The sequence below is a fragment of the Cnuella takakiae genome (assembly GCF_001953305.1).
Taxonomy (GTDB): Bacteria; Bacteroidota; Bacteroidia; order Chitinophagales; family Chitinophagaceae; genus Flavisolibacter; species Flavisolibacter takakiae.
The window spans coordinates 5,561,277-5,584,794 of record NZ_MTFE01000010.1; the positions used below are offsets into that span (position 1 = coordinate 5,561,277).

20 protein-coding genes and 1 pseudogene are annotated in these 23,518 nt (G+C 44.0%); 9 read left to right on the forward strand and 12 right to left on the reverse strand.

What is annotated here, in order from left to right; translation table 11 throughout:
* The first annotated feature begins 328 nt into the window (after positions 1–328).
* The 6 genes from BUE76_RS23765 to BUE76_RS23790 all read left to right on the forward strand — a co-directional run bounded on the left by BUE76_RS23765 (position 329) and on the right by BUE76_RS23790 (position 8,305).
* The gene (locus tag BUE76_RS23765; RefSeq protein WP_073039095.1) at positions 329–1,003 is read left to right on the forward strand and encodes a response regulator transcription factor; all 675 of its coding nucleotides are present in this window, start codon (positions 329–331) and stop codon (positions 1,001–1,003) included.
* Entirely contained in the window at positions 1,000–2,274 is a 1,275-nt protein-coding gene (locus BUE76_RS23770) for a sensor histidine kinase (protein ID WP_073039097.1), read from the forward strand. Before BUE76_RS23765 ends, BUE76_RS23770 begins: the two co-directional genes overlap by 4 nt.
* Positions 2,271–2,753 carry a PepSY-like domain-containing protein gene (locus BUE76_RS23775; RefSeq protein ID WP_083596284.1) on the forward strand — a complete coding sequence of 161 codons (483 nt, stop codon included), beginning with the start codon at positions 2,271–2,273 and terminating at the stop codon, positions 2,751–2,753. The genes BUE76_RS23770 and BUE76_RS23775 overlap by 4 nt, the downstream gene beginning before the upstream one ends.
* A gap of 74 nt (positions 2,754–2,827) precedes the next feature.
* Positions 2,828–3,655: a phosphatase PAP2 family protein gene (locus BUE76_RS23780; protein WP_073039099.1), complete on the forward strand. Its 828-nt coding sequence runs from the start codon at positions 2,828–2,830 to the stop codon at positions 3,653–3,655.
* 1 nt (position 3,656) lies between these two features.
* Positions 3,657–6,074 carry a TonB-dependent receptor domain-containing protein gene (locus BUE76_RS23785; RefSeq protein WP_073039101.1) on the forward strand — a complete coding sequence of 806 codons (2,418 nt, stop codon included), beginning with the start codon at positions 3,657–3,659 and terminating at the stop codon, positions 6,072–6,074.
* Between the two features lie 53 nt (positions 6,075–6,127).
* Positions 6,128–8,305 carry a TonB-dependent receptor family protein gene (locus BUE76_RS23790; RefSeq protein ID WP_073039103.1) on the forward strand — a complete coding sequence of 726 codons (2,178 nt, stop codon included), beginning with the start codon at positions 6,128–6,130 and terminating at the stop codon, positions 8,303–8,305.
* A gap of 160 nt (positions 8,306–8,465) precedes the next feature.
* On the opposite strand, the gene lgt is transcribed toward BUE76_RS23790, so the two are convergent.
* From lgt to BUE76_RS23825, 8 genes are all read right to left on the reverse strand, one after another.
* Positions 8,466–9,293, reverse strand: a complete 828-nt coding sequence (lgt, locus tag BUE76_RS23795; RefSeq protein ID WP_173702672.1) for a prolipoprotein diacylglyceryl transferase — start codon at positions 9,291–9,293, stop codon at positions 8,466–8,468.
* 5 nt (positions 9,294–9,298) lie between these two features.
* A complete protein-coding gene (locus BUE76_RS23800; RefSeq protein WP_073039107.1) occupies positions 9,299–9,772 on the reverse strand; it encodes a heme-binding domain-containing protein in 474 nt (157 codons plus the stop codon).
* A 76-nt stretch (positions 9,773–9,848) separates the two neighbouring features.
* On the reverse strand, positions 9,849–10,481 hold the full coding sequence (locus BUE76_RS23805; RefSeq protein WP_158070036.1) for a DUF305 domain-containing protein: 633 nt from the start codon (positions 10,479–10,481) through the stop codon (positions 9,849–9,851).
* 116 nt (positions 10,482–10,597) lie between these two features.
* On the reverse strand, positions 10,598–13,567 hold the full coding sequence (locus BUE76_RS23810; protein WP_143157153.1) for a multicopper oxidase domain-containing protein: 2,970 nt from the start codon (positions 13,565–13,567) through the stop codon (positions 10,598–10,600).
* Between the two features lie 95 nt (positions 13,568–13,662).
* Positions 13,663–14,013, reverse strand: a complete 351-nt coding sequence (locus tag BUE76_RS23815) for a four-helix bundle copper-binding protein (RefSeq protein WP_073039113.1) — start codon at positions 14,011–14,013, stop codon at positions 13,663–13,665.
* A 66-nt stretch (positions 14,014–14,079) separates the two neighbouring features.
* Positions 14,080–14,694, reverse strand: a complete 615-nt coding sequence (locus BUE76_RS23820) for a DUF305 domain-containing protein (RefSeq protein ID WP_073039115.1) — start codon at positions 14,692–14,694, stop codon at positions 14,080–14,082.
* A gap of 197 nt (positions 14,695–14,891) precedes the next feature.
* A complete protein-coding gene (locus BUE76_RS25540; protein WP_449506038.1) occupies positions 14,892–15,305 on the reverse strand; it encodes an HYC_CC_PP family protein in 414 nt (137 codons plus the stop codon).
* Between the two features lie 52 nt (positions 15,306–15,357).
* Positions 15,358–16,041: a DUF305 domain-containing protein gene (locus BUE76_RS23825; protein ID WP_073039117.1), complete on the reverse strand. Its 684-nt coding sequence runs from the start codon at positions 16,039–16,041 to the stop codon at positions 15,358–15,360.
* A 706-nt stretch (positions 16,042–16,747) separates the two neighbouring features.
* Here BUE76_RS23825 and BUE76_RS23830 point away from each other — a divergent pair.
* A complete protein-coding gene (locus tag BUE76_RS23830; RefSeq protein ID WP_073039119.1) occupies positions 16,748–17,194 on the forward strand; it encodes a heavy metal-binding domain-containing protein in 447 nt (148 codons plus the stop codon).
* A 232-nt stretch (positions 17,195–17,426) separates the two neighbouring features.
* Here the strand turns inward: BUE76_RS23830 and BUE76_RS23835 are convergent, their stop codons facing one another.
* From BUE76_RS23835 to BUE76_RS23850, 4 genes are all read right to left on the reverse strand, one after another.
* A complete protein-coding gene (locus tag BUE76_RS23835) occupies positions 17,427–17,639 on the reverse strand; it encodes a heavy-metal-associated domain-containing protein (protein WP_073039121.1) in 213 nt (70 codons plus the stop codon).
* 82 nt (positions 17,640–17,721) lie between these two features.
* Positions 17,722–20,142, reverse strand: a complete 2,421-nt coding sequence (locus BUE76_RS23840; RefSeq protein WP_073039123.1) for a heavy metal translocating P-type ATPase — start codon at positions 20,140–20,142, stop codon at positions 17,722–17,724.
* Between the two features lie 77 nt (positions 20,143–20,219).
* On the reverse strand, positions 20,220–20,792 hold the full coding sequence (locus BUE76_RS23845; RefSeq protein ID WP_073039125.1) for a helix-turn-helix domain-containing protein: 573 nt from the start codon (positions 20,790–20,792) through the stop codon (positions 20,220–20,222).
* 181 nt (positions 20,793–20,973) lie between these two features.
* Positions 20,974–22,422: a type II restriction endonuclease gene (locus BUE76_RS23850; RefSeq protein ID WP_216820734.1), complete on the reverse strand. Its 1,449-nt coding sequence runs from the start codon at positions 22,420–22,422 to the stop codon at positions 20,974–20,976.
* A gap of 17 nt (positions 22,423–22,439) precedes the next feature.
* Between BUE76_RS23850 and BUE76_RS24635 the strand changes: the two genes are divergently transcribed.
* Together BUE76_RS24635 and BUE76_RS23860 are read left to right on the forward strand one after the other, a co-directional pair.
* Positions 22,440–22,685: a hypothetical protein gene (locus BUE76_RS24635; protein WP_073039127.1), complete on the forward strand. Its 246-nt coding sequence runs from the start codon at positions 22,440–22,442 to the stop codon at positions 22,683–22,685.
* Between the two features lie 16 nt (positions 22,686–22,701).
* Positions 22,702–23,376, forward strand: a pseudogene (locus BUE76_RS23860) (zeta toxin family protein); the annotation flags it as partial.
* Between the last annotated feature and the right edge of the window lie 142 nt (positions 23,377–23,518).

Consider the following 23,518-nt stretch of genomic DNA (forward strand, 5'->3'; position numbering starts at 1 on the left):
GGCCTTCTTAGCAACTGCCGAAATTTCAAGTTCTTTCTTATTGACTTTTTATTACCGCGCTATGAAAGAAGGAGCAGTATCTTAAGTGGTTTCGATTGACAAAGCCAGTATTGTGGTAACTCTGATCCTCTCCTTCTTATAACAAAGGAGCCTCTGAGCACCAAAGTTTTTCTTGGAGTTGGCTTCATTCTAGCCCGCATGGTTATTCTGATCTGGAAATGAGTGGACCCATTTTTATTTAATTGACCCTGTGCCCACCGATAAATCAAGTAAGAAGTACTCACATTATCTTCAAAATGTATTCAGAATTCATACAGATTTTTGTGTCATGAAGCTACTGTTGATTGAAGACGAGCCTGAACTTGCCAGAAATATTACTGACTATTTTTCCAGTAATGGTTTCCGTTGTGAGTGGGTAAGCACGCTTTCTGATGCAAAAGAAAAGATAGGCATGTACAACTATGACTGCATTCTGCTGGACCTGATGTTACCTGACGGTGATGGATTGAAAGCTTTGAAATATTTAAAATCAGAACAAAAGGAAGACGGTGTAATCATCATTTCAGCAAAGAATGGATTGGAAAACAAGCTGGAAGGACTAGAAACCGGAGCTGATGACTACCTGAGCAAACCTTTTCACTTACCGGAACTTATGGCTCGAGTGCAAGCCATCGTTCGTCGAAAACAATTTAGTGGGAACAATCAGGTTTCTTTTGAAGAAATAACTATCAATTTGTCAGCACACACTGTTGCGGTAAACAAGAACACGCTAGCACTTACACGCAGTGAGTTCAACCTGCTACTATACCTGATCGGTAATAAAAACCGGGTATTATCGAAAAATGCGATTGCCGAACACCTTTCCGGCGATATGGCAGATCTAATGGTAAATCACGACTTTGTTTATGCCCACATAAAAAACCTGAAAAAAAAACTTGTGGATGCCGGTGCCGGCGATTACATCAAATCTGTTTACGGACTAGGCTATAAATGGCATGCATGACTAAAAAGTTATTAGATAAAACTATAAGGCTTTACCTCGTTTTTTCTGCGGCCGTACTCTTGTTCACCGTTCCGGTGTTTTATGGTATCCTTAAAACATTGCACCTCGAAGAAGCAGAAGAGATGCTGATGTTGCGCCTTCAGGAATTCCGGGAACAAACTTTGCCCACTTTCCATACTGCCGATATAATAGTTTGGAATAAGTGGAATCAAGATGTAAAAATACTGGCTTCCGAGCCGCACATTACCCTACCGAATTTTGGAAATGCCGAATACCTTGATGTTGTAGAAAAAGACATGGAGCCCTTTCGCACCATCAAGGCGCCTGTCGTAATAGATGGGATGCCTTTTGTGTATTTTGCCCGTTCAAGCTTGCTGCAAACAGACGACTTAATAGGCAGTATTTTGTTAGTATATGGCACGGCTATTCTCCTGCTCCTGATTGGTTTAGCTCTATTTACCAGAACGTATTCCCGCAAGCTTTGGGAGCCTTTTTATCTGCAATTAGCGCGTCTTGAATCTTACCAAATTGATAAAACTGGCCCGCTTTTTCTTCCTGAAACAAATACAGAGGAGTTCCAAAGACTGAACAAAGCCATTGAACAATTGGTTACCACCAACAAAGCCATTTTTAAAAGCCAGCAGGAGTTTATAGAAAATGCAGCACATGAGCTGCAAACACCGCTGGCTGTAATTCAGACTAAGATGGATAACCTGATACAAACCGAAACGCTTACTGGTACAACAGCGGCCTCGCTAACCGCAATTTATGATACCCTGGAACGGATGAAGCACATCAATCAAAACCTGCTGCTGCTATCACGCATAGGCTGCAATACATTCTCGGATAAGGCACAAGCAAGGCCAGACCTAACACTAAGTGAGCAGGCCGATTTTCTTGCAGAACAAGCAATTGCAAACAAAGTAGATGTCCGCTATAACATTATTGAGCAAACAGAAGTTTTCGCTAATCCTTATCTTTTGGAAGTGATGATTAGAAACCTGCTAACAAATGCCATCCGGTATAATAAACATGGCGGTGTGGTTCGAATTTCCTTAGGCAACAAAGCGTTGCATATTAGTAACACGGGAAAGGAAGAAAAGCTAGATGAGCAACGCATTTTTGACCGTTTTGCAAAGGACAGCACTTCTATTTCCGGCAATGGCTTAGGACTGGCAATCGTAAAGCAGATTGTTGATAGGCATGGCTGGTCAATTGCCTACAGTTATGAAAATGATAAAACACACCATTTTGTTGTGCATTTCCAATGATTCAATTTTTCTTCAAACTGTTTTCCCAGCTTTGGAATACAAAATTTAAATGTATGAAAAGCTTATTGATCGCCGCAGCCCTTGCCGTTCTGACCGTATCCTGTAATGCCCAGGCAAACGCAAAGGATGCGGTTCCGCAAAAAGTAAAGGAAAGCTTCGCCAAAATGCACCCTGGTGTACAAGCAAAATGGGAAAAGGAGGATAGCGACTATGAAGCCATCTTCAGGAAAACAGGCAAAGAGATGAGTGTTGTATTCCATGAGGATGGCCAGTTGCTGGAGGAAGAAACAGAGATTCTGGCTAACCAGCTTCCGGCAAATGCATTGGCCTACGTATCTAAGCAATACCCTGGAAAGGAGGTTAAGGAAGCCGCTAAAATCGTGGATGCCTTTGGCAAAGTTGTTTACGAAGTCGTAGTTGCTGGAAAAGACCTGCTGTTTACCCCTGCCGGTGAGTTCATTAAAATAGTCGGCCAATAAGAACACTAAAGTACTGTCAGTAATACAATTGCTGACGGTACTTTTCTTTTAATTCCCTATAAAACAGCCATAGCATGCGTATTCAGCACCAGTGTAAGACCGTTGCTTTAATCTGTACCCTATTTTCTCCATTTCTATCCTTCAGTCAAACACCGGTGAATAGCGACAGCGTGCTCCATACGTATCATGCGGTACGATTTTCGAAAAAAGAGAGTGCGAAAGTTGTTGGCATAAAGCAGGCGATTGTTCCGGTCGGCTTATTGTTTTATGGCGCCTTGTCGTATAAGAGCACGCCACTACGCAAACTTAATCTGGAAGTAAAAGAAGAGTTGTGGATGGAACGGCCACATAAGCAAGTCAAAATTGACAATTATTTGCAATATGCGCCTTTGGCAACGGTAGTATCCTTAAACGTGCTGGGCGTAAAGGGATTGAATAATCCCAAAAACCAGGCAGGCATACTATTAATGTCCCAGGCTTTAATGGGTACAGCGGTTTTTTCAATAAAGCATCTTACCCGGCAACTCCGCCCGGACGGTTCTTCGCATACTTCTTTTCCAAGCGGACATACCGCCGAGGCCTTTGCATCAGCGGAGTTTTTAAGATCTGAATACGGGCACTTGTCGCCCTGGTACACAATAGCAGGCTACTCTGCTGCCGCATTTACCGGATACCTGCGCATGTACAATAACAAACATTGGTTGGGTGATGTGGCAGCAGGTGCAAGTATCGGAATAGCTGCTACGCGCTTTAGTTATTGGCTGTATCCGAAAATTCAGAAAGAGGTATTTAAAACAAAAGAAACAAATACCGTTCTGCTGCCTCAATATAACAATGGAATGTTCGGCTTCTCGTTAGTGAAGCAGTTAGGCAATAGCAAACGCCCAAAAACCATCAAATAAAATGAAAAAGTGGAGCTTTGTCAAGCACCTCATGTTAAGCATGTTTGTGCTGCTGCAACTAGCCCTCTGGGCACAAGTACCAAAGGTTAGCCTGTCGGGACAAGTAAAATCTTCAGACGGAAATGCAATGCCTTATGTAAACCTTGTTTTAAAGCAGGAAAAAGATAGTGCATTTACAAGCGGCACAATCTCCGGCACAGATGGCCGGTTTGTGCTCTCGGGTATCACTCCCGGCCGTTATCAACTGCAAGCCTCCTTTAGTGGGTACCAAATGCTCACGCAGGCCATATTCGTGGGTAGCCTGACTGAGTTTCTTGACCTGGGTCAGCTAACCCTTTCGCCGGACGCCAAAATCATGCAGGATGTAGTAGTGAATAGCCGGACTACCAGCGTGCCGGCAACCATAGATCGAAAAGTTTATGGCTTAAATAATTTATCCGCGCAGAGCGGCGGGTCCATTTTGCAGGCCTTGCAGGGACTGCCGGGCGTTACGGTTGAAAATGGCCGGGTACAGTTGCGCGGCAGCGACCGCGTAGCCATCCTGGCCGATGGCAGGCAAACCGCATTAACCGGATTTGACAATCAGGAAAGCCTGGACAATATCCCGGCCTCCGCCATAGAGCGCATTGAGATCATCAACAACCCTTCGGCAAAGTATGATGCCAACGGAAATGCAGGCATTATCAACATTATATTTAAGAAAAGCAAGCAGGAAGGTTTCAATGGCAAAGCTGGTTTGAGTACGGGTTTGGGCGCACTATGGGAAAAGCGGTCCAATTTTCCGGGCATTCGTCCGCAGTTCAGAGGCACTCCCAAATTAAATCCTTCCCTTTCCCTTAATTACCGCAAAGGCACAACCAACTTGTTTGCAGGTGGAGATGTGTTGTATAATCCAACCTTGAACAAAAACGAGTTTGCAACCCGCACCTATGACAATGGCGACGTTATTGAGCAGCAAACCAAGCGCAATAGGCGTACTACAGTAACAACCGCCCGTGCAGGCGTTGACCATAGCTGGAAAAGTATCAATCAGGTAACGATTTCAGGTCTTTTTAGCAGGGAGAAAATTCTTGACGACGGCGATGAGCCTTTTTTTAATAAAGGGTTATCACAGCGATTAAGATTATGGCAATTTCTGGAAGATGAAGTGAAAACAACAGCGACTGCTACTTCCACTTTTCAACACAAGTTCAGCCAGCCCGGACACGTATTCAACGCAGGTGTTAACTATACTTTTCACAGGGAAGATGAACGTTATTTTTTTACCAACATCATGCCCTCCTACACAGGAAGGGATTCTTTTAAATTACTTTCAGATGAACATGTGGTTGATCTAACTGCCGATTACATCAAACCGCTAAGGTATGGACGATTGGAAACAGGATTGAAATACCGCTGGCGTTATATCCCCACAAACATGCAGTTCCAACCCGGCTTGAACTCGCCTCTTGATGTATCTGCGGGCGGATGGGCAAATTACCATGAGGGCATTCCCGCCATCTATGGTAACTATATTATAGACAATCAAAAATATGAACTTGAAGCAGGCCTGCGGCTTGAAGGTGTCCAAGTGCGTTATGATGTAGACCCGAATAACAATGTTTTCAAAAGTGATGGATACAACTACGTGCAGCCTTTTCCCAACCTGAGAGCTGTATATAAAATCAATGACCGGCAAAAATTTGCTTTATTTCTTAGCCGAAGGGTTGACCGCCCCAATGAATTTGACCTTCGGGTATTTCCAAAATATGATGACGCCGAAATCGTAAAGATCGGCAATCCGGCTCTTAGACCTCAGTTTACCAACAGTATAGAACTGGGCTATCGTACCACCTTCGATAACGGGTCGCTGTACACGTCAGCTTACCACCGGGCATCGCAGGGTACCATCACCCGCATCAATGTGGTTGCGCCTGGCAGTAATATAATATATGCTTTGATGCAGAACGCAGGCAATAGTTCTGTTTCAGGCCTGGAACTAATCTGGCAGCACAGGCCCTCCAAAAAGCTTACCTATAACATCAATCTGAATGGATACCGGAATCAGATTGACGCTTTTATTGTACTTAACCAGTATCCTGTTGAACAAAACTTCAGTACGGCTACAGAGCGTATATTTTCCGGCAATCTGAAAGCAAACACATTCGTGCACTTGAATGCAACTACCGATATTCAGGTTACCGTAGTATATCTGGCGCCTGACCTGATTCCGCAAGGAAAAATAGGACAGCGTTTTTCTCTGGACGCCGGTTTGAAAAAAGTGGTGCAAAAAGGCAGGGGCGATTTTTTTGTGAACGCTACCGACCTCCTGAATACGATGCAAATAAAACGGGAGCTTAAAGGCAATGGGTTTACCTTAATCAGCACCGACTACTATGAAACACAGGTTGTACGGGCCGGATATTCCATAAAGTTCTGATCTAGGCAGCAGAATAATCAGTAAGTTAGCACATCCAATTCTGTGTATGGAATATGAAAAAACTGTTGATTTTGCTGGCCTGCCATGTTGCTTTTGTTTCTTGTTTCGCGCAAACTGTAGATACAGTCAACTCAAAAGAGCTCAAGGAAATAACCATCAAATCATGGATGCGCAATGACATCAACCGCTTGGCTGATGAAGTGAATGGCTATTTAAGTACAGGAAAGAAAAATGAGCTGATCACCCTCAACGCCACTAATGCAAATATTGCGATAAAAACAGGAAGACAGCTATTTGCCAAAGTCCCAGGTGTTTTTGTTTATGATATGGATGGCAGCGGTAATCAGTTAAATATCGCAACCCGGGGTCTTGATCCGCACCGGAGCTGGGAGTTTAATCTGCGTCAAAATGGAGCGCTCATCAACTCGGATATGTATGGCTATCCTGCAAGCCATTACAGCGCTCCAATGGAAAGTTTTGAAAAGGTAGAGATCATAAGAGGAACAGGTGCGCTGCAATACGGCGCTCAGTTTGGCGGCATGATCAATTATATTTCAAAGCGGCCTGACAGCACAAAGCCATTTTCTTTTGAAAGCATCAACACTGCTGGTTCTTTTGGCCTGCTAAGCTCTTATAATGCTATAAGTGGCACTGCAAAAAAGTTTTCCTATTACGCTTATTATTACCGCAGGCATTCGGTAGGATACAGGAAAAACAGCCGTTCAGACGCAGATGCGCAGTTCCTGCAAATGCAGTACCAGTTCAGCGACAAGGTATCGCTAAAAGCTGAAATAGGCAGGTCAAAATACCGCTACCAGATACCCGGTCCGCTTAATGATAGCATGTTTTATGCAGACCCCCGGATGAGCACCAGAGGAAGAAATTATTTCAGCCCCGATATTTATGTTCCTTCACTTAATCTAAAATGGCAGGTTTCCGCTCAAACAAAGATTCTTGCTACAACTTCCGGAGTTTTTGGAAGCAGGAACAGCGTAATGTTTGATGCCTTTGCCGATGTTCCCGACGCTATTGATCCATCCACCGGAATGTTTAAGAACCGGCAGGTAGATATTGATGGATTTAATAGTCGCACAATGGAAGGCCGCCTCTTGCATGATTACAGCTTGGGCAGGATAAAAAGTAAACTGGCCGCGGGAATTGTGTACATGAATAATAATCTTCACCGCCGCCAGTTAGGAAAAGGAACAACAGGCAGTGACTATGATCTTTCGCTTGTAGAAGATTTTCGCAGAGATATCCATTTTAAAACCCACAATATTGCCCTGTTTGCCGAAAATGCTTTTCAGATCAATCCAAAATGGACCGTTTCTCCCGGCATCCGTTTTGAGAACGGATCTTCCAGGATGTCGGGGATTATCAAATACTATCCAGTTAATGAATTGCCTACATCAATAAACCACCGTTTTGCACTGCTTGGCATCAGCACACAATATTTGCTCAATAAAGAGAACACCCTTTATGGCGGCTTTTCTCAGGCATACCGGCCTGTTATATTTAAAGATATTGTGCCTGTTGCCGCCTATGAGCAAATAGATAAAAACCTTAAAAATGCCACTGGGTACAACCTGGAAATGGGCGCCAGAGGAAAGTTGTTTCAATACCTGCAGTATGATGTCAGCTTATTCAGTCTTTTATACAACAACAGAATGGGCACACTGGTGTTGCAGGATAACATGGGGCAGGCTTCTACTTTCAAGACCAATGTAGGCGATAGCCGGACCACAGGCGTTGAGCTTTTCCTTCAGTACAAATTTCCGATTAGCAACCAGCTTTACGCCGGTCTGTTTACTTCCACTTCATACATGCATGCCAAATACATTGACGGGCAGATTTCAACAGGCACGGTAAACAAATCAATCAGGGGAAACAGCGTTGAAGCCGTTCCGAATTGGATCAGCAGAAACGGATTGGATTTCCTGTATAAAGGTTTTGGTTGCACAATTCTGTACAACTATACATCATCATCATATTCGGATCCACTTAACACAATAGCGCCACTAGTAAATGGTGCAAGAGGATTTACGCCCGCTTATTCCATTTGGGACTTCAATGCATCCTTGCGGGTGAATACAATGTTTATGATCCGTGCGGGGGTAAATAATATTTTCGACAGGGAATATTTTACAAAACGCCCTACATTTTACCCCGGCCCGGGCATATGGCCAAGCGATGGAAGAAACGCCTATATAACATTTGGCGTTAAAATTTAAGATCACTGGTGCATCTTTTTCCATAAGGAATAAAGTAGTGAGTTCACGTTTAAGCTGATAATATAATATGCACAGCTTAATACCACGTGCTTCATTAATAGCAGCTTTCCGAAAAACCCGGCTTAAATGATGGAAGCAGTATTACTTTTTAACATGGCTTTCAATGTATTTGGCTCTTCTCAGCAGGCGCTGCCTGGAAGACAAGATAAAAGCCCAGTAAAACAAATGGAATGCTCAAGATCTGGCCCATGTTTAGCAGCCATGCTTTTTCAAAAGCTTCCTGTGCTTCTTTTGTAAACTCTATTGCAAAACGGGTCAGGAAAATGAATATCAGGAACAGCCCAAGCAGGTAGCCGCGTCTTTGGCCCCTACTTTTTCGATAACTGATAAACAGAAACGCAAAAATAAGAAGGTAGGCCAACGCCTCGTAGAGCTGCGCAGGGTGCCGAGGGAAGGGGTCAATACGCTCAAAAATAAAAGCCCAGGGAGCAGAGGTAGGCTTGCCAATGATTTCAGAGTTAAATAAGTTGGCGAGCCGGATGAAAAATCCGCCTAACGCAACCGCAATCACCAGCCTGTCTGCTATCCATAAAAATGGGATTTTATACCTCCGGGCAAAAAGAGCGAGGGCCGCCAAGATGCCTATAGCTCCTCCATGACTAGCAAGTCCCTGATAACCTGTCCACTCGAAACTGCCATTGATCACACGAAAGGGTAGTACAATCTCTAAAGGGTGATTTTTATAATAGTCAAACTCATAAAAAAGGGTTTGCCCTAACCTTGCTCCAATTACAGTCGCTACAACAATGTAAATAAGCAACGGTTGCAAGAGCTCTTCGGGCATGCTTTCTCGCACAAACATTTTCTTCATTAACCAATAACCCAACAGAAAAGCCAGTGCAAAAAGCAATGAGTAATAACGCAAGGCAAAGCCACCAAGCCTGAAAATCTCTGGATCAATATTCCAGTTAATATATAAGGTAAGCATATTTTTCAGAATGCTTTTCTATTCAGTTCTGTCTTAGCACTATCGGTCCAGCTTACGATAAGCCAGATTTGCTCATCACTCAGCTCGGCATTTTTGTGTATTAGTAAATAAGATTTCAGGGGCATTTCCCTGTTTTCTACTTGTTCGGCAATAGAAGACATCTTACTTTTCATTCTTCTTCTGGTATACTGCGAAAAATCGGAAAAATTCAACTCCGCCTTTCCTCCCTTAACGTGATTGGCCAACCAAAGGCTGGCAGGGCTGATCTCTGCATACCAGGGGTAATTGGTTTTATTGGAGTGGCAGTCATAGCAAGCGGTTTTTAATAGGCTTTTAACCGTATCTGGCACCTGAACATAGTGGGTGAAGTCTTTGTCTGATTCAGCATTCCCATTGTTTTTTTTAGGTCTTATAAGCTGAAGTAACACAAAGATGACCAGCAATGCCAAGGCTATTCTTTTTACAAGTGGTCTTTTCATCTTATATATTCTTTAGATCAACCAGACATCGAAAAATGTGTTCATTAAGCGTAAAGCAAGATGTTTCGCTGAAGCTTCAACTTACTCCTGGATAATTTTTGGTTTTCCAATTTCTTAGCCTTGTAATATCACTTTTGTGTGCAGCAATCATCTTCTGCGTGAATTGAAGTAACTTTTTATTTTTTCCATATTTCCGGTACAGGGTAGCAAGAGCAATTGCATTTTGATGGTGTTGCATCATCATAGTCGCAAAGTCCAAGTCCAAATAGGCACCATGCATCGAAAGACCGTTAACAGTTAGGCTGTCGAGTAGCATAAGGGCTTTTTCGCTGAAATCTGACTTTTCTTGAACATTGGTATTTGCTACCTGCTTATCTAGTAAGTCCATGTCCATTTTTAGATGGTCTGATATATTTTGTGCAATAGTTTTCAATTCCACGCTTTCACCTTTGCTCATCACGGTTTGATACATTTCTAAGGCTGCCAACTGATGCTTCTTTAAAATATGAAGGAAGTCAAGATCAGTATTTCCGGTATAGGTGTTCAAACGAAGACTGTCCAGCATATTATTGGTAGCTTGGGCTAGCAGCATGGTGTTTTCTACTTTCGGAGGGCGCACAGAATTTTTTGTAGGTTCAGACGCTGTTGGATCAACAGGTGCTGTCTGATGCTGCCTGCTGTCGGTGCATGCAAATGAAAATACCATCATTACACACATGGTTAACGTCAAAGATTTCGAGTCAGGCATGAACACACTTGAAAATGAGGGGCAGGCTACTGAAGTTATTACCTGCCCCGAATAAAGTGAACTGTCTACATTTTTTATCAATACACAATCGACAAGCCAGCTCCCCAGCCATAATCACTGTCATAATTAGCTGAAACAGCAAGGTATTTAGCAATTATATACCTTGCCTCTACGCCATATTCCTTATCAGTATTCCAGCGCAAGTCCAGTCGTGTACGGGTCGTTAGGGGCAAATCTTCCCGCTGTGCTTCAAAACGAAACTTTCCTTTATGATCCACCCTGCCTTCAACAGAAATAAAGAAAGGCAGCAAGTACTGCAAACCAGCAACAGCTACTTTTTCCTGCTCCATCTTCGGCTGTATTTTTCCGTTCTTTACATTTACCCTTTCATACTCAAAGCCGGCAAATGCCGAGAAGTACTGGCGCTTGTCCAGGAAATACTGCAGACGTGTTTCTAACTCATAACTTTTTTTATAATCCCACCTCCAGTCCTGATCAAGTTGCAACTTGGCGCCAGACAATACCACAGTGCCAAAGGTACCCTGAGAGTGGAAAGCTGCATTGGACCAGGGATAATAGCGTGACCCGTGCTCTCTCAAAAATTGCCTGAACTCTTTAGGATGCGCCTGTTGAACTTGGGAAACCGTTCCTTCATAGCTAAATATGGTGGCCATTCCGGAATTCATATGGTAAAGGGTATGGCAGTGGAGAAACCAGTCCTTTTCCTCTGTGGCTGTAAACTCAATAACCTGTGTATGCATGGCATTGATATTAAACGTATGCTTCATGGGTGCATTAGCCCCCTGGTTGTTGATCACCCGGAAAAAGTGGCCATGCAGGTGCATGGGGTGTTCCATCATGGTAGCATTGGTAAAGATTACTCGGACATTTTCTCCTTTTCGAATCATGATCTTTGTATCCTGCTGGGATAAGGTTTTACCATTGATTGACCATACATACCGCAGCATGTTGCCGGAAAGGGTAATTTCAATTTCCCGCCAAGGCCGTCCCTGGGGAAGCGTGGTGGAACCACTGTCGGAGGCGAGCATATCATAACCTAGCACCACATCATTGCCATTGCCCGGAGGAAAATCAAAACCCGTCATAGGCATTGGTGTCATCATGGTTTGCAACATATAGCTCCGGGAGGTGTCCCGCTGATTGATGGTGCTTTTTTGCTTGCCCCCCTGCATGCCACCCATGTTCATGTTGCCGTGCTGCATGCCGCTCATATTGTTACCTTTCAACGCTGGCATTTGCATATTCTGGTGGTTCATGACTGGCTCCATCTTTTTAGGAACTGTATCCATTTTCATGTTGCCCATGTTGTGCATGGCATGGCCCTGCATGGAACCTTGCTCCTCTTTATTGGGCACGGTGTCATTATGCTGTAAAAACAGTCCTGAAATGACTTGAGGGTTCAGGTTCCAACGCTTGGCAGGGGCATAGCTCATCCCTCCGTGCTTGCTATGATCCATTCCCTCCATAGCATCTTTTTTCTTTGGGGCCGGTTTATTAACTGCGGGTTTTTTCTGAGTTGGTATCCTTATAGGGGGCTTTTTCGTGGCAGTTTTCTTTACAGGGGCTTTGGTGGCTTTTTTTGTAGCGGATGGAGGTGCCTTCTTTTTGGCTGGCTGCTTTTGCATGCCAGGCATGTTAGAGTGATCCATGCCGTTCATATCCGCTGTATCCCTGCTTTGCGTTGTGGTATCCATCCCACTCATGTTTCCATGATCCATATGGTCCATGTCTATCTTTGCTCCGGTTGTATCCATTCCTTTATGATCCATGTTGTTCATATTGGTATCATTCATGTCCATGTTCCCGTGATCCATCCCCTGCATTCCTCCTCGCATGCCGCTCATATTCATGCCTTGCATGTTATCCATATTCATCTTCATATATAAACCCATTTTCATCTTCATGCCCATACCTTTCATCATCCAGGTCATTTGATTCATTTCACGCATTAGCACCATGTAGTCGAGCTTGGGAATGTCTTTTGCCCTGACCTGTGGTCCAGAACCAAAAAAAGCGGAAGCAGAGGTGGTGATATCCTGTGCGGTAGCCCTGAACTCATATTGCCCATCGTCAGGTATTTTGATCATGATACCATAAGTTTCGGCTGTAGCAATCAGAACTTTGTCTACATCCACCGGCTTTACGTTTGTGCCATCAGAGGCAACTACACGCATCTTGCCTCCGGAATACTGTAACCAATAATAGGTTGCCGCCGATCCGTTTACCACCCGCAGTAATACAGAATCGCCTTTTTTGTATTTGGAAAAGGTTTGAACCGGTTGGCCTTGCATGAGATGCACAGGATAATACACATCACTTACATCGGCACCCGGCATACGGGTCCACTCCATTTGTACCTTATCACCAAAATGCCCTTTTACAATAGCCTCTCCCCAGCTTTGAACCCCTTTCTTCTGAATGGCATACCATTCATTTCGGCGCTTTAATGATCGCATGACACTTTTACCACTTTCATCCCGCCAGTCTGAAATCTGTAAGACTTCCTCGTTTTTGCCACTTTCTCGTTCAGGAACGGCAGGGTAAAAAACCAATGGCCCATACAAGCCTTCCTGCTCCTGAAACCCAGTATGCGAGTGGTACCAAAGCGTTCCATTCTGAATGATTCTGAACCGGAAAGTGTGCGTACTGCCTTCATGAATAGGCGGAGTGTTCAGAGCATGCACCCCATCCTCCTCATTAGGCAGAAGCACGCCATGCCAGTGTATGGAAACTTCTCCTTTAAGCTTATTATGCACATGGATTACAGCGGAATCGCCTTCTGTAAACCGTAAGGTGGGAGCCGGAATCTGGCTATTGATTGCCAGTGCTTTTCGCTTGCGGCCTGTATAATTTACGGTGGTGTCGTTTACGTAAAGGTGGTATTCCACAATTGGGCCTATGCGACGAACACCTCTTTGCTGTGAAGACTTCCGGTCACCAGTATTTATATTGTGCCCTTCATGCTGGGCTTTTAATGCAGTAAGGCTCAGAAAGAAAAGATTTACCAGGAGGAAGCTATACTTCATTTTATCTTCGTTTGTACGGTTGGAAAAGGAGATGGTAGCATATTTAGTTACCACCTCCTTTTTAAAAGGAACTTCAAGCACTATCACGATTTACTTCAAACAGCAGCACCTGCCATTCGTCTGCATTCTTCAGCACACCTGCGACAGGTTTCTGCGCATTCCCTGCAATGCTCCATGCCATGTTGTGCATGCATTTCACATTCAGCCCCGCAGGCATCACAGATGTCTGCACAGATACGGCAAATTTCTTGGGCGGTCTGGCCACCCATACTCATTACCTTGGCTGCAGTGTAACAAACAGTAGCGCATTCCAGGTCCAGCTGAATACAGCGGGCCAGCATCTTTACATCCTCCTCCTGCAAACAGGAAGCAGCGCAATGATCACAAACAGAGGCGCAACGAAGGCAGGCATCAATACAAGCCTGATACATTTGGTTGTGTGCCATAGTCTAAATTTTAAGTGGTTAAAAGAAATAGGGCACGGATTGAAGTACTGGTTTTTTTTATCCCTTTTATCTCTTGTTGGCTTTGAGCCAGTCTGACAATTCTTTGATCTCCATCTTTTGGTCCATAATCATCTTTTGGGCTATAGCTTTTAATTCTGCATTATTACCATACATCAGATAAGCTTCCGAATTTTCAATAGCACTGTTGTGATGCTGAATCATAAGGGTTGCAAAGTCATTGTCAATATTTCCTGTAATCAGTTGAATATCTGCTACTTGGTCCATTTTCATCATATGGTCCATCTGCTCCATGGTAAAAGCCGGTACACTATTATTGACGGTCTGTCCGGCCAGGATAGTGGATAGCTCCTGGATTTCCATTTGCTGGGCGGCTATTATCTTTTGCGAGAACCGTTTCAATGTATCGCTTTCTCCGTCTTGAATCTGTACGTTACCCATGTTGATGGCTGCCTGATGGTGCATGATCATCATTGTGGGAAAGTCTACCTCCGGATCATTGGTAGGGGTCATAGCTTCCATTCGATCCATTACTGCATGCATGGAGTCCATCATACGGTTGTTGTCGTGTGATTGCAGTACCAGTTCTGTTGCATCTTCTTTGTCACAAGCAGTAAATACCAGCATCAAGGTGCATCCAAGCACAAAAAGGGTGTTTTTCATTTTTTCGCTTTTAGGTTATAAACGGAAACAGTCAGCAATTTCGACCACCGTGGCGGTCATTTCAGTTGAGTGCTAATTGTTGAAGCAGGGATAAGAATAGTTGTAAATAGGCAAGAGCATTGCCCACTTGTATCAGTGCATGGAAAATTACCCATGCCTGATTGCTTTGTAAATAGTAAGATTGAAAGAAGATGCGTCTAAATACGCAGGTTCCTGTTTTGGATATATATGCGAGTGGTGTATCCAGGTGGCGAGAAACAGAAAGAAATAGAACATTCGAGCTTATAGCGGAGTGGTTGGACCAGATATATTAGAGGAGATATCGCCTCCAGCTGGACCCATGGTCTGTCTACGGTTTGTTCGCAAGAAGATGAAGCTTGATCATCTGTAATTTTTAGTGAAACGGGTACATCCTTGCAGCATTCATTCTTTTCATCGTGGCTTTCCATGCCACATTTTCCACAGGTGCTTTCGTTGGTGTCTGTAAGCGAGATTCCTGCAAATTCGCCCATACAATAGTGCAGGTGCATAGTAGCACCTGCACTAAAGGTGAGATATATAACCAGCAATATGGTTGAGAAAACTTTTTTCACCGAAATCCAGTATAACACGGTTTAATGTCCAGAGTGATCGGTAGTGGAACCAGTATCTCCCCCCTTCATGTTACCTCATATCATGCCCGGCCATGCCAGAGGAATGACTGCCCTGGTGCTTTTTAAGCGTCTTGAGGTCTTCTGAATTTGCCTTGATGGTACTGTTTGCCACCTTTTTGGTCTGCTCTTCTTTTGCAGATTTCAGGTAGTCCTTGGCCATATCAATACCTTCTTGGTGGTGCATGGCCATCATCATTGCAAACTGCTGATCTATATCGCCTCCATGGTTCATGTTCATATTTGATGCATTGCTCATCATCTTATCCATAATGCGCTTTGCATAATTGGATTTAGTATCAGGCTGATAGCTGCTCAAAAAATTATCCAACTGGCTGATATCTTTTTGTGAATCGGTGATAACTTTTTGAGCCACTTGTTTCAGTTCCTCATTCTTTCCTTGTGATAATTCAATATTAGACATGTCTATTGCACCTTGGTGGTGTGCCTTCATCATCATGGCAAAATCGTGGTCAGGGTCTTCCGTCATTTTCATGGTATGCATTTGCTGCATCATTTTATTCGTCGCGCCTTGAAATGAATTGTCCGCAGTAGTGCCGGAGGTAGTAGTAGAAGTGGTTGCGGCATTGGACTGATCACTAGTTGTAGAACCTGCTGAAATTGATTCACTACCGCTATTATTTCCACACGAAATCAAAATGGAAATTGATAAACCTAATAGAATAATCTTATGCATATCCTTGCCTTTTGTTTTCTTTTCACAGCAAAACTAAAGCCATGTAAGGCATTTTCCACGAGACAAGAAAAAGAAGGCATATCAAGTGGACCACGAACAGGAGATCGGTAAAAACTTTGAGACAGTGCAGTGAAGCATAAATCCGAAGAGTATTAATTAACTAATTTTTAAAATTATACGTATTAAACATATCATCATGCGTTTACTTCCTGTACAGAGCGCCTTCAGTTTTAATTACAGGCATCAAATATTTAGATTCAGTTATTTCCCATTAAAGTATAAACATTTTCTACTAAAATACTAGCTGCCAAGAACTAGCTGATCAAAATGATGTGATTGTTGCTACGATCGCTGGAGACTGTAGCTCGGCCTGATTCCCCAAAATGATCCTTTATCATTTGACCAAAGTAACACACCAAGGTATAGATCTGTTTCCCCGGTAATTGTTAGTACAACAGGTTTAAAGCTAAAGTTTCGTCTGCTCTTTTCACTTCACATTCCCAAGTACTAAAGCAAGGGGTACTAGCGGAAAACTTTATATGGTATCAATGTGAACGGGCTTGGAGGCCCAACTAGGGCTTATCGGATAGTACGGAAAAATGCATCGCTGATTTAACCTATAAATCAATTAGGCACATGAGGCTGGTCAGGTGAAAAAGTCAATTGACTGAGTACCTTAACATACAAATCTTTAAAAACCAACTTCATGAAAAAGGTATTATTTATGGCAGTTGCTATATTAATTTCTTCTGCCACCCTTTTAGCCCAAACTAAGGCTGGTAAAGTTGATACCTCCCAACATGCTACCTTTTATACTTGTCCAAAGCATTCCGATGTAGTCCGTCATCAGCCTGGCAAATGTTTTACCTGTGGTACTGAGTTAACCCTGACAACAAAAGAAGAAATGAAAACAAGTGCCCTTAAGAATTACACTTGCCCTGTACACATTAGTGTAACGAGCCATGATCCCGGTAAATGTCCGCAGTGTGGCAGAAAAATGAACTGGTCGCCTAAGGAAGAGATGAAGGCGGAGGTTACCAAATTGTTTACTTGTCCGATGCACCCGGAAGTTGCACTTAACAAGGATGGTATTTGTCCAAAATGCAGCAAGCCATTGGAGGAGAGAAAAAGAGCAAAAATTAAAAGGAGCTAAGATTGCAGGGTAAATTGTACATTTTTCCATCAACACATAAGGTATGTTAATGGGGCTTATACGCAAGCAGGGAAAGAGAATTGGCACCAGTTCTCAAGGCGGCAATCATGATTTATTTGCAGCATTCTTTCCGGTGAACAAAAATAGCCCTGAGGACTCTTAAAAGAAGATTGCCAATTTTCTGAAATATAACCATATTGCAAAATTAAGGGTAGCAATGCTACCCCTTTTGTTAACTTAGTTGTTCTGCTTTGAAGCCGGCTTTTTGCACCAAGGCCTTTATATCCTCCTCCTGCAACGTTTCGGATTGAACAGTGAGAACCTTATTAGGGTTGTTGGTATCTACTTGCCATTGTTGTACTTCTGGATTATTATTCAAAATGGGTGTAACCTTTGCTACACAACCGCCGCAATTGATGTTTGTTTTGAATTGGTATTGCTTCATTATTGATGATTTATAGTTCAAAATTAAATTCAGCCTTTCTCCCCTTTGTTACAGGATTTTGGTTTAGTGTTATAGAATTCCGTCAGAGTCTGGCCCATTTAAGTCGCAGACTGTTGGTGACCACACTAACACTGCTCAGCGCCATAGCTGCTCCTGCGATCATAGGGTTAAGCAGGAAGCCGGTAAATGGATAAAGTAAGCCTGCAGCAACAGGAATCCCAATAAGGTTATAAATGAATGCCCAGAACAGGTTTTGCCGGATGGTGCGAACCGTTTGCCTTGAAAGTATAATAGCTTGGGGAATACGGGCAAGGTCGGAAGTCATGAGCGTCATCTTGGCTACATCCATAGCTATATCGCTCCCTCTGCCCATGGCAATACTAACATCCGCCTGGGCTAAGGCCTGCGAATCGTTGATCCCATCCCCAACCATTGCTACTTTGCGGCCACTTGCCTGAAGAGCTTTTACATAGTCTGCCTTATCCTGTGGCAACACTTCTGCTTTGTAATGCTGAATACCGGTCTTTTGTGCAATAGCCTTAGCAGTCTGGCCATTGTCACCGGTCAGCATATGCACTTCTACACCCATTTTTTGTAATTGGTGGATGGCGTCGGCGGATGTTTCTTTGATTTGATCTGCAATGGCGATTGCTGCCAAAGCATTTTCCCGGTCAGACAGCCATATTACGGTATAGGCTTCCGATAACCAGTGGTTGGCCTTTTTAGCCAGCATGGAATCAATTTTTATATGTTGAAGCTGAAGAAAACGGGGGCTGCCAAGAAAGTAGGTATTTCCATCATACATCACTTCAATGCCCTTACCGGTAATACTTTCAAAATGATCCAAGGATAACTGTTGGACCTTCTTGTTTTTGAAGTAGTTCACCACTGCCCCGGCAAGCGGATGTTCAGATTGCCTTTCGATGGTAAACAGGAGGCTGGATAATTCTTCCACCCCGGCACCATCTTTCCATATTATGTCCACTACTTCTGGCTTACCATTGGTTATGGTACCGGTTTTATCCAGGATAAGGGTATCGATCTTATGCGCCAGCTCCAGGCTCTCGGCATCCTTAATGAGGATGCCGTGTTCCGCTCCTTTACCCACACCCATCATAATAGCAGTAGGGGTAGCCAGGCCAAGTGCACAGGGGCAGGCAATAACAAGCACGGTTACCAGCGCCAGCAAGCCTTGTGTAAGCCCATTGGCCCCGCCCAAAACAACCCAGGAGATAAAGGAAAGCAGTGCAATCCCAATTACAATAGGTACAAAGATGCCGGCGATCTTGTCTACCAGTTTTTGTACCGGAGCCTTCGAGCCTTGCGCTTCCTGAACCATCTTGATGATATGTGCCAGCAAGGTTTCGCCTCCTACTTTTTCAGCCCTGAACTGGAAACTACCCTTCTGGTTGATGGTGCCGGCAAACACCTTAGCACCTTTTTGCTTTAGTACGGGTATGGGCTCTCCGCTGATCATGCTCTCGTCAACATAGGATTCCCCGTTTTCGACGGTTCCGTCAACTGGTATTTTCTCACCGGGCTTTACTAGTAGCAGGTTACCCACTCGAACCCGCTCGATCGGTACTTCCATCAGGTGGCCGTCGTGCACGATGGCTACCGTTTTTGGCTGCAGGCCCATCAATTTTTTGATAGCTGAAGAAGTAGAGGCTTTAGCCCGCTCTTCCAGCAGCCGGCCCAGCAGGATAAAGGCAATTACAACGGCAGCCGCTTCGAAGTATACATGGGGATGCAGGCCACGGCTATGCCAGAACTCGGGATACAACGTATTACAAACACTGAAAATATAAGCAATACCGGTACTGAGCGCCACCAGCGTGTCCATGTTAGCGGAGCGGTGGCGTGCCTGCTTCCATGCGTTAATGTAAAACTGCCGGCCAAACACTACGATCACAGGTGTAGCAAGTGCCCACATGATGTAGTTGACATAGGGCATATCCATAAAAAACATTCCGATAATAACAAGCGGAATGGATAGGCCAACTGACCAGAAGGTTCTTTGCTTCAGGCTGCGCAGCTTTGCCAGGCGCAGGTCTTCCAGTGCTTCTTTGGCTTCTTTAGTGTCTTCAATAATCAGATCATAACCAACAGATTGCACACTGGCCTTCATTTGTTCAGGAGCAATAATTGTTAGAACATACTCCACCTGAACAGAACTGGTGGCAAAATTGACTCCAGCATTTACCACACCTGGCTGTGCTTTAATTATACTTTCCGCGCTGGCGGCACAGGATGCGCAGCTCAGACCTGTTACCGGAAAGCTTCCTTTTACTGTCTCGACATTATATCCAAGGTTGCGAATAGCGGAAATAGCTTGCGGAATAGCTTCAGGGTCGGAGGCGGTTATAACAGCTTTATGGTTATTTAGCTCAACCCGGTGGGCAGTAACGCCCGGCACTTTTGCAAGCCCCTTGTCAACAATCAGCGCACAGTGTTCACTTTCCACTCCTGACAAAGGCAATTCCACCGATGTTGTTGAATTCATTGTTACTTGTTTTACAGAGGCAAAGCTCTGAACAAGTATGGGTCTGAGTGTTACATTATTTTGGGAAAGCTTTATACTTATTTGTGCACACGCACATTATCTAATGGATTGCGGTGTGCTATGCCAAGCTTTTTAAATGCGGATGGTGTAAGGCCCGTTACTTTTTTAAATTGGGCTGACAGGTGCGCTACACTGCTATATCCTAACCTCCAGGCTATTTCGCTTAAAGTAAGTTCGTCGTACACCAGCCATTCTTTAACCTTTTCTACCTTCTGCAGAATAAAAAACTGCTCAAGCGTAATCCCTTCGACCTCGGAAAACAGGCGGCTTAACTGTCCATATTCCCTATGAAGGCTTTTTCCCAGAAATTCGCTAAGACTAAAATGTTCTGTAATGGTGCCGCTTTGAACCTGTGCAATAAGGAGGTTTTTGATTTGCTCAACCAGAATATGGGTACGGTCATCTAGGATCTCAAAACCAAGTTCTTGCAGGCTGGTGTTCAGGGTGGCCATCTGCTCTTTGGTAGGCTGTATCTCGAGTTCAACAGCCCCCATAAGAACCTCAGCAGGGTTCAGTCTTACCCTTTCCAATACTTGACGGACAACCAGAACACAACGGTTGCAGACCATGTTCTTTACAAAAATCCTCATGGATTAAGAATAAGAGGGTAATAGGATAACAGGATTACCGAGATGTTTTGATGATTCCTACATTTTATACTTTGCTGAACAACCTACCGAATGCGGCATTAAAGGAGTCTGATTCAGAGGATAATATGCAATCACTTGGCGCATGCCACGCTGGAAACTGGCATACCTGGCAATAGCGCAATCACGCACTCTTGGCAATTTTTTCCATGATCTTATGACTTTCTCCAAACCTGCAAAGTGCATCGCAGTGCTGGCGCAGCTCTGAGAACAGGATGTATTTGATAGTAGCGCCTAGCTTTTTAATGGCTGGCCTTCCCAACTGGAGCATTACGTCTTTTTCACGTTTGTCTGGTACAATGAGGTAAAACACTTCATCCCCGTCTCCTATGCTGTAACTGAGATCGGTCATGCGTAATATGCCAGAGTAAATGCTGGTACTTTTCTCAACTTCAAAGGCTGCGATTACATTATTAGTGCCTTTTTGAAACCAAAGCACATCAATTAACTTAACTGTATTTAAAGTTTCCTTGTCCAGATCTACGGCCGGGAAAGCAGGCATGCTCATAAAAGAGAAGCTTTTTCCGGCATGGCATTTTGAACGGTCGTTGGAAGCAGGGATCACATCATAACCCAAGGCATTGCCGATACGCAACAGATGATATTGCATTTCAGTGTGCAGGTTTTCTTCCTCCTTTTCCATCCGTACCTCTTCATGCCGCTTTTCCATAAGCCTTTCCATTTTGGTGCGCTCTGTCTGCGACAAATATTCATCACTACCTAGCACAAGCTTTTGCATGCCGATCTCAAACATTAGCCCCGCAATGGCTCCGAGGTCGGCAGAAAGGTCGGAGCGGTACTTGGCATTAGTTTCCATTAGAACTTCCCGAAGTTTTAGGTATTCGCTCCAGCTTCCCAGCTTTTTTTTGTCCTTGAACAGGAAATTGAAGCCGTTAACAATGGCGGTATTGAAGGGCGGGATGATGGTTGGGTGTAGAAAATAAAGAATGCTGGCAACTGCCGGGCCTAAGCCCTTGATCTTAAGCGCATCCAATTTGATGATTTCACGGATGATAACATCCTCTGACTTGGCGTTTATACTGGCCTCAAGAAATTGGCCAAAGGCCTGCTTGTTAGCTTCATGCTCATAAATATCCGGAATGCGAAGTTTGGGTTTCCAGTAAAATGGGTGGGCAGCACCCTCAAACACCTGCTTTTGCTCGGTAATGACGGAAAGCACAAATTCCAATGAGGAGCCCTTGAAGTCGTTTGGGAACCGTTTGCACTTAATATCGTCAACCACTTGTATTACCCCACGTCGAATGGATCGAAAGGCTTTTAACCGGTCTTCATTGTTGATAAACCAGGTATTATACACTGATTCTTTATCGGCCTTGAACTGCTGAATAATGGGCTGGAGGTTTGCAATCATCTCGCTGTAACTATAGCCGCAATATAGCAATTTGACAGTATGTTTGATCTTACATGGGTCAATACCTTTATAAGTGAGGGCAACCACCTTTTCGTAATCCTCCTGAGTCACCTTTGGTTTAAATAATCGCATTGTGCAACCAAGATTCAATTCATGGAATTCGCATAAAAAGCAATACATACCACCGTTGGAAATGAACATTTTAGTAGATTTATACTATGACAGCAATCCAGCCATATGACCTAAGCTCTAAATTAGATGATGAAATCATCAAACAATTACGACTTGCTGATCTGGCTGCCGGTCACCCTTTCTTATACCACAGCAACCTACTCCCGGATGGCCAAGTATTCTTTGAATATCCAAATGGGTCCTTTCAGGTAGAAACCAGAACAGGGACGGGTACTTTCCAAGTTATCCGGCCCGCAACAATTCAGGAAATCACTGCCTTAAAGCAGGAGTAGGCCCACCTCTTCTGAACGCCCTACGGTTTTTATTGTGGCTGGGGCCAATGGCGCCGGTAAGTCCACACGTTCCCGCGGCATGTTGCCTGATTATATGAAAGATACTTTCCCTTTCGACGGCTATATTTTGTACAACCAGATGAAGCAGGACCTGCGGCAAAGCCTGGGTGAAAAGGAAAGCACTCAAAAGGCAGCAGCTTATGTAAGCGCGTATTTCGATGAGCTTTTTACAAATACAATACGCCACCGCAGGCACTTTGCATTTGAGGGGTATTTCACGCAAAAGGAGCACTGGCAACCTATTCTGAATTTTAAGAACAATGGCTACTATGTACACATGGTGTACCTGGGATTGGATCGGGTGGAAACATCTCTTGACCGGGTTGCCCGCCGGGTACGTACAGGTGGCCATTTTGTTGACGATTTTAGTATTAAGGCAAACTATTATGGCAACCTTGACATGCTGAACCTGAACGCTCCCCTACTCCATCGCCTTGATTTATATGATACAACCACCAAACTGAAGCACCTTGCTGTTTTACAATCGGGAAGGGTGATGGCTGCTTTGCCTATGGAGGACCAACCCCGGTGGCTACACAAGGAATTACCCCGCATTGTAACAGCCATTAACAAGAGCCAAGCACAGGAAGTAAATGCAGCTATTGAAATAGGGATAAAACAAAGAATGTAAAAGTGTGATTCGGTTCTGCATTCATTTACGACCCTACTGTTATAATAATTTTTAAAAATCAAATCGTTCTATATTGCATTCGCTTATTCATTTAAGCAGTTAGTTTTGGTTGCGGCCTGCTGTTCTCAGCGGGCCTATTTTT

Bases quoted from the DNA above. Each gene is read 5' to 3' on its own strand.
- BUE76_RS23765 (WP_073039095.1), top strand. From the start codon at position 329: ATGAAGCTACTGTTGATTGAAGACGAGCCTGAACTTGCCAGAAATATT.
- BUE76_RS23770 (WP_073039097.1), top strand. From the start codon at position 1,000: ATGACTAAAAAGTTATTAGATAAAACTATAAGGCTTTACCTCGTTTTT.
- BUE76_RS23775 (WP_083596284.1), top strand. From the start codon at position 2,271: ATGATTCAATTTTTCTTCAAACTGTTTTCCCAGCTTTGGAATACAAAA.
- BUE76_RS23780 (WP_073039099.1), top strand. From the start codon at position 2,828: ATGCGTATTCAGCACCAGTGTAAGACCGTTGCTTTAATCTGTACCCTA.
- BUE76_RS23785 (WP_073039101.1), top strand. From the start codon at position 3,657: ATGAAAAAGTGGAGCTTTGTCAAGCACCTCATGTTAAGCATGTTTGTG.
- BUE76_RS23790 (WP_073039103.1), top strand. From the start codon at position 6,128: ATGAAAAAACTGTTGATTTTGCTGGCCTGCCATGTTGCTTTTGTTTCT.
- lgt (WP_173702672.1), bottom strand. From the start codon at position 9,293: ATGCTTACCTTATATATTAACTGGAATATTGATCCAGAGATTTTCAGG.
- BUE76_RS23800 (WP_073039107.1), bottom strand. From the start codon at position 9,772: ATGAAAAGACCACTTGTAAAAAGAATAGCCTTGGCATTGCTGGTCATC.
- BUE76_RS23805 (WP_158070036.1), bottom strand. From the start codon at position 10,481: ATGATGGTATTTTCATTTGCATGCACCGACAGCAGGCAGCATCAGACA.
- BUE76_RS23810 (WP_143157153.1), bottom strand. From the start codon at position 13,567: ATGAAGTATAGCTTCCTCCTGGTAAATCTTTTCTTTCTGAGCCTTACT.
- BUE76_RS23815 (WP_073039113.1), bottom strand. From the start codon at position 14,013: ATGGCACACAACCAAATGTATCAGGCTTGTATTGATGCCTGCCTTCGT.
- BUE76_RS23820 (WP_073039115.1), bottom strand. From the start codon at position 14,694: ATGAAAAACACCCTTTTTGTGCTTGGATGCACCTTGATGCTGGTATTT.
- BUE76_RS23825 (WP_073039117.1), bottom strand. From the start codon at position 16,041: ATGCATAAGATTATTCTATTAGGTTTATCAATTTCCATTTTGATTTCG.
- BUE76_RS23830 (WP_073039119.1), top strand. From the start codon at position 16,748: ATGAAAAAGGTATTATTTATGGCAGTTGCTATATTAATTTCTTCTGCC.
- BUE76_RS23835 (WP_073039121.1), bottom strand. From the start codon at position 17,639: ATGAAGCAATACCAATTCAAAACAAACATCAATTGCGGCGGTTGTGTA.
- BUE76_RS23840 (WP_073039123.1), bottom strand. From the start codon at position 20,142: ATGAATTCAACAACATCGGTGGAATTGCCTTTGTCAGGAGTGGAAAGT.
- BUE76_RS23845 (WP_073039125.1), bottom strand. From the start codon at position 20,792: ATGAGGATTTTTGTAAAGAACATGGTCTGCAACCGTTGTGTTCTGGTT.
- BUE76_RS23850 (WP_216820734.1), bottom strand. From the start codon at position 22,422: ATGTTCATTTCCAACGGTGGTATGTATTGCTTTTTATGCGAATTCCAT.
- BUE76_RS24635 (WP_073039127.1), top strand. From the start codon at position 22,440: ATGACAGCAATCCAGCCATATGACCTAAGCTCTAAATTAGATGATGAA.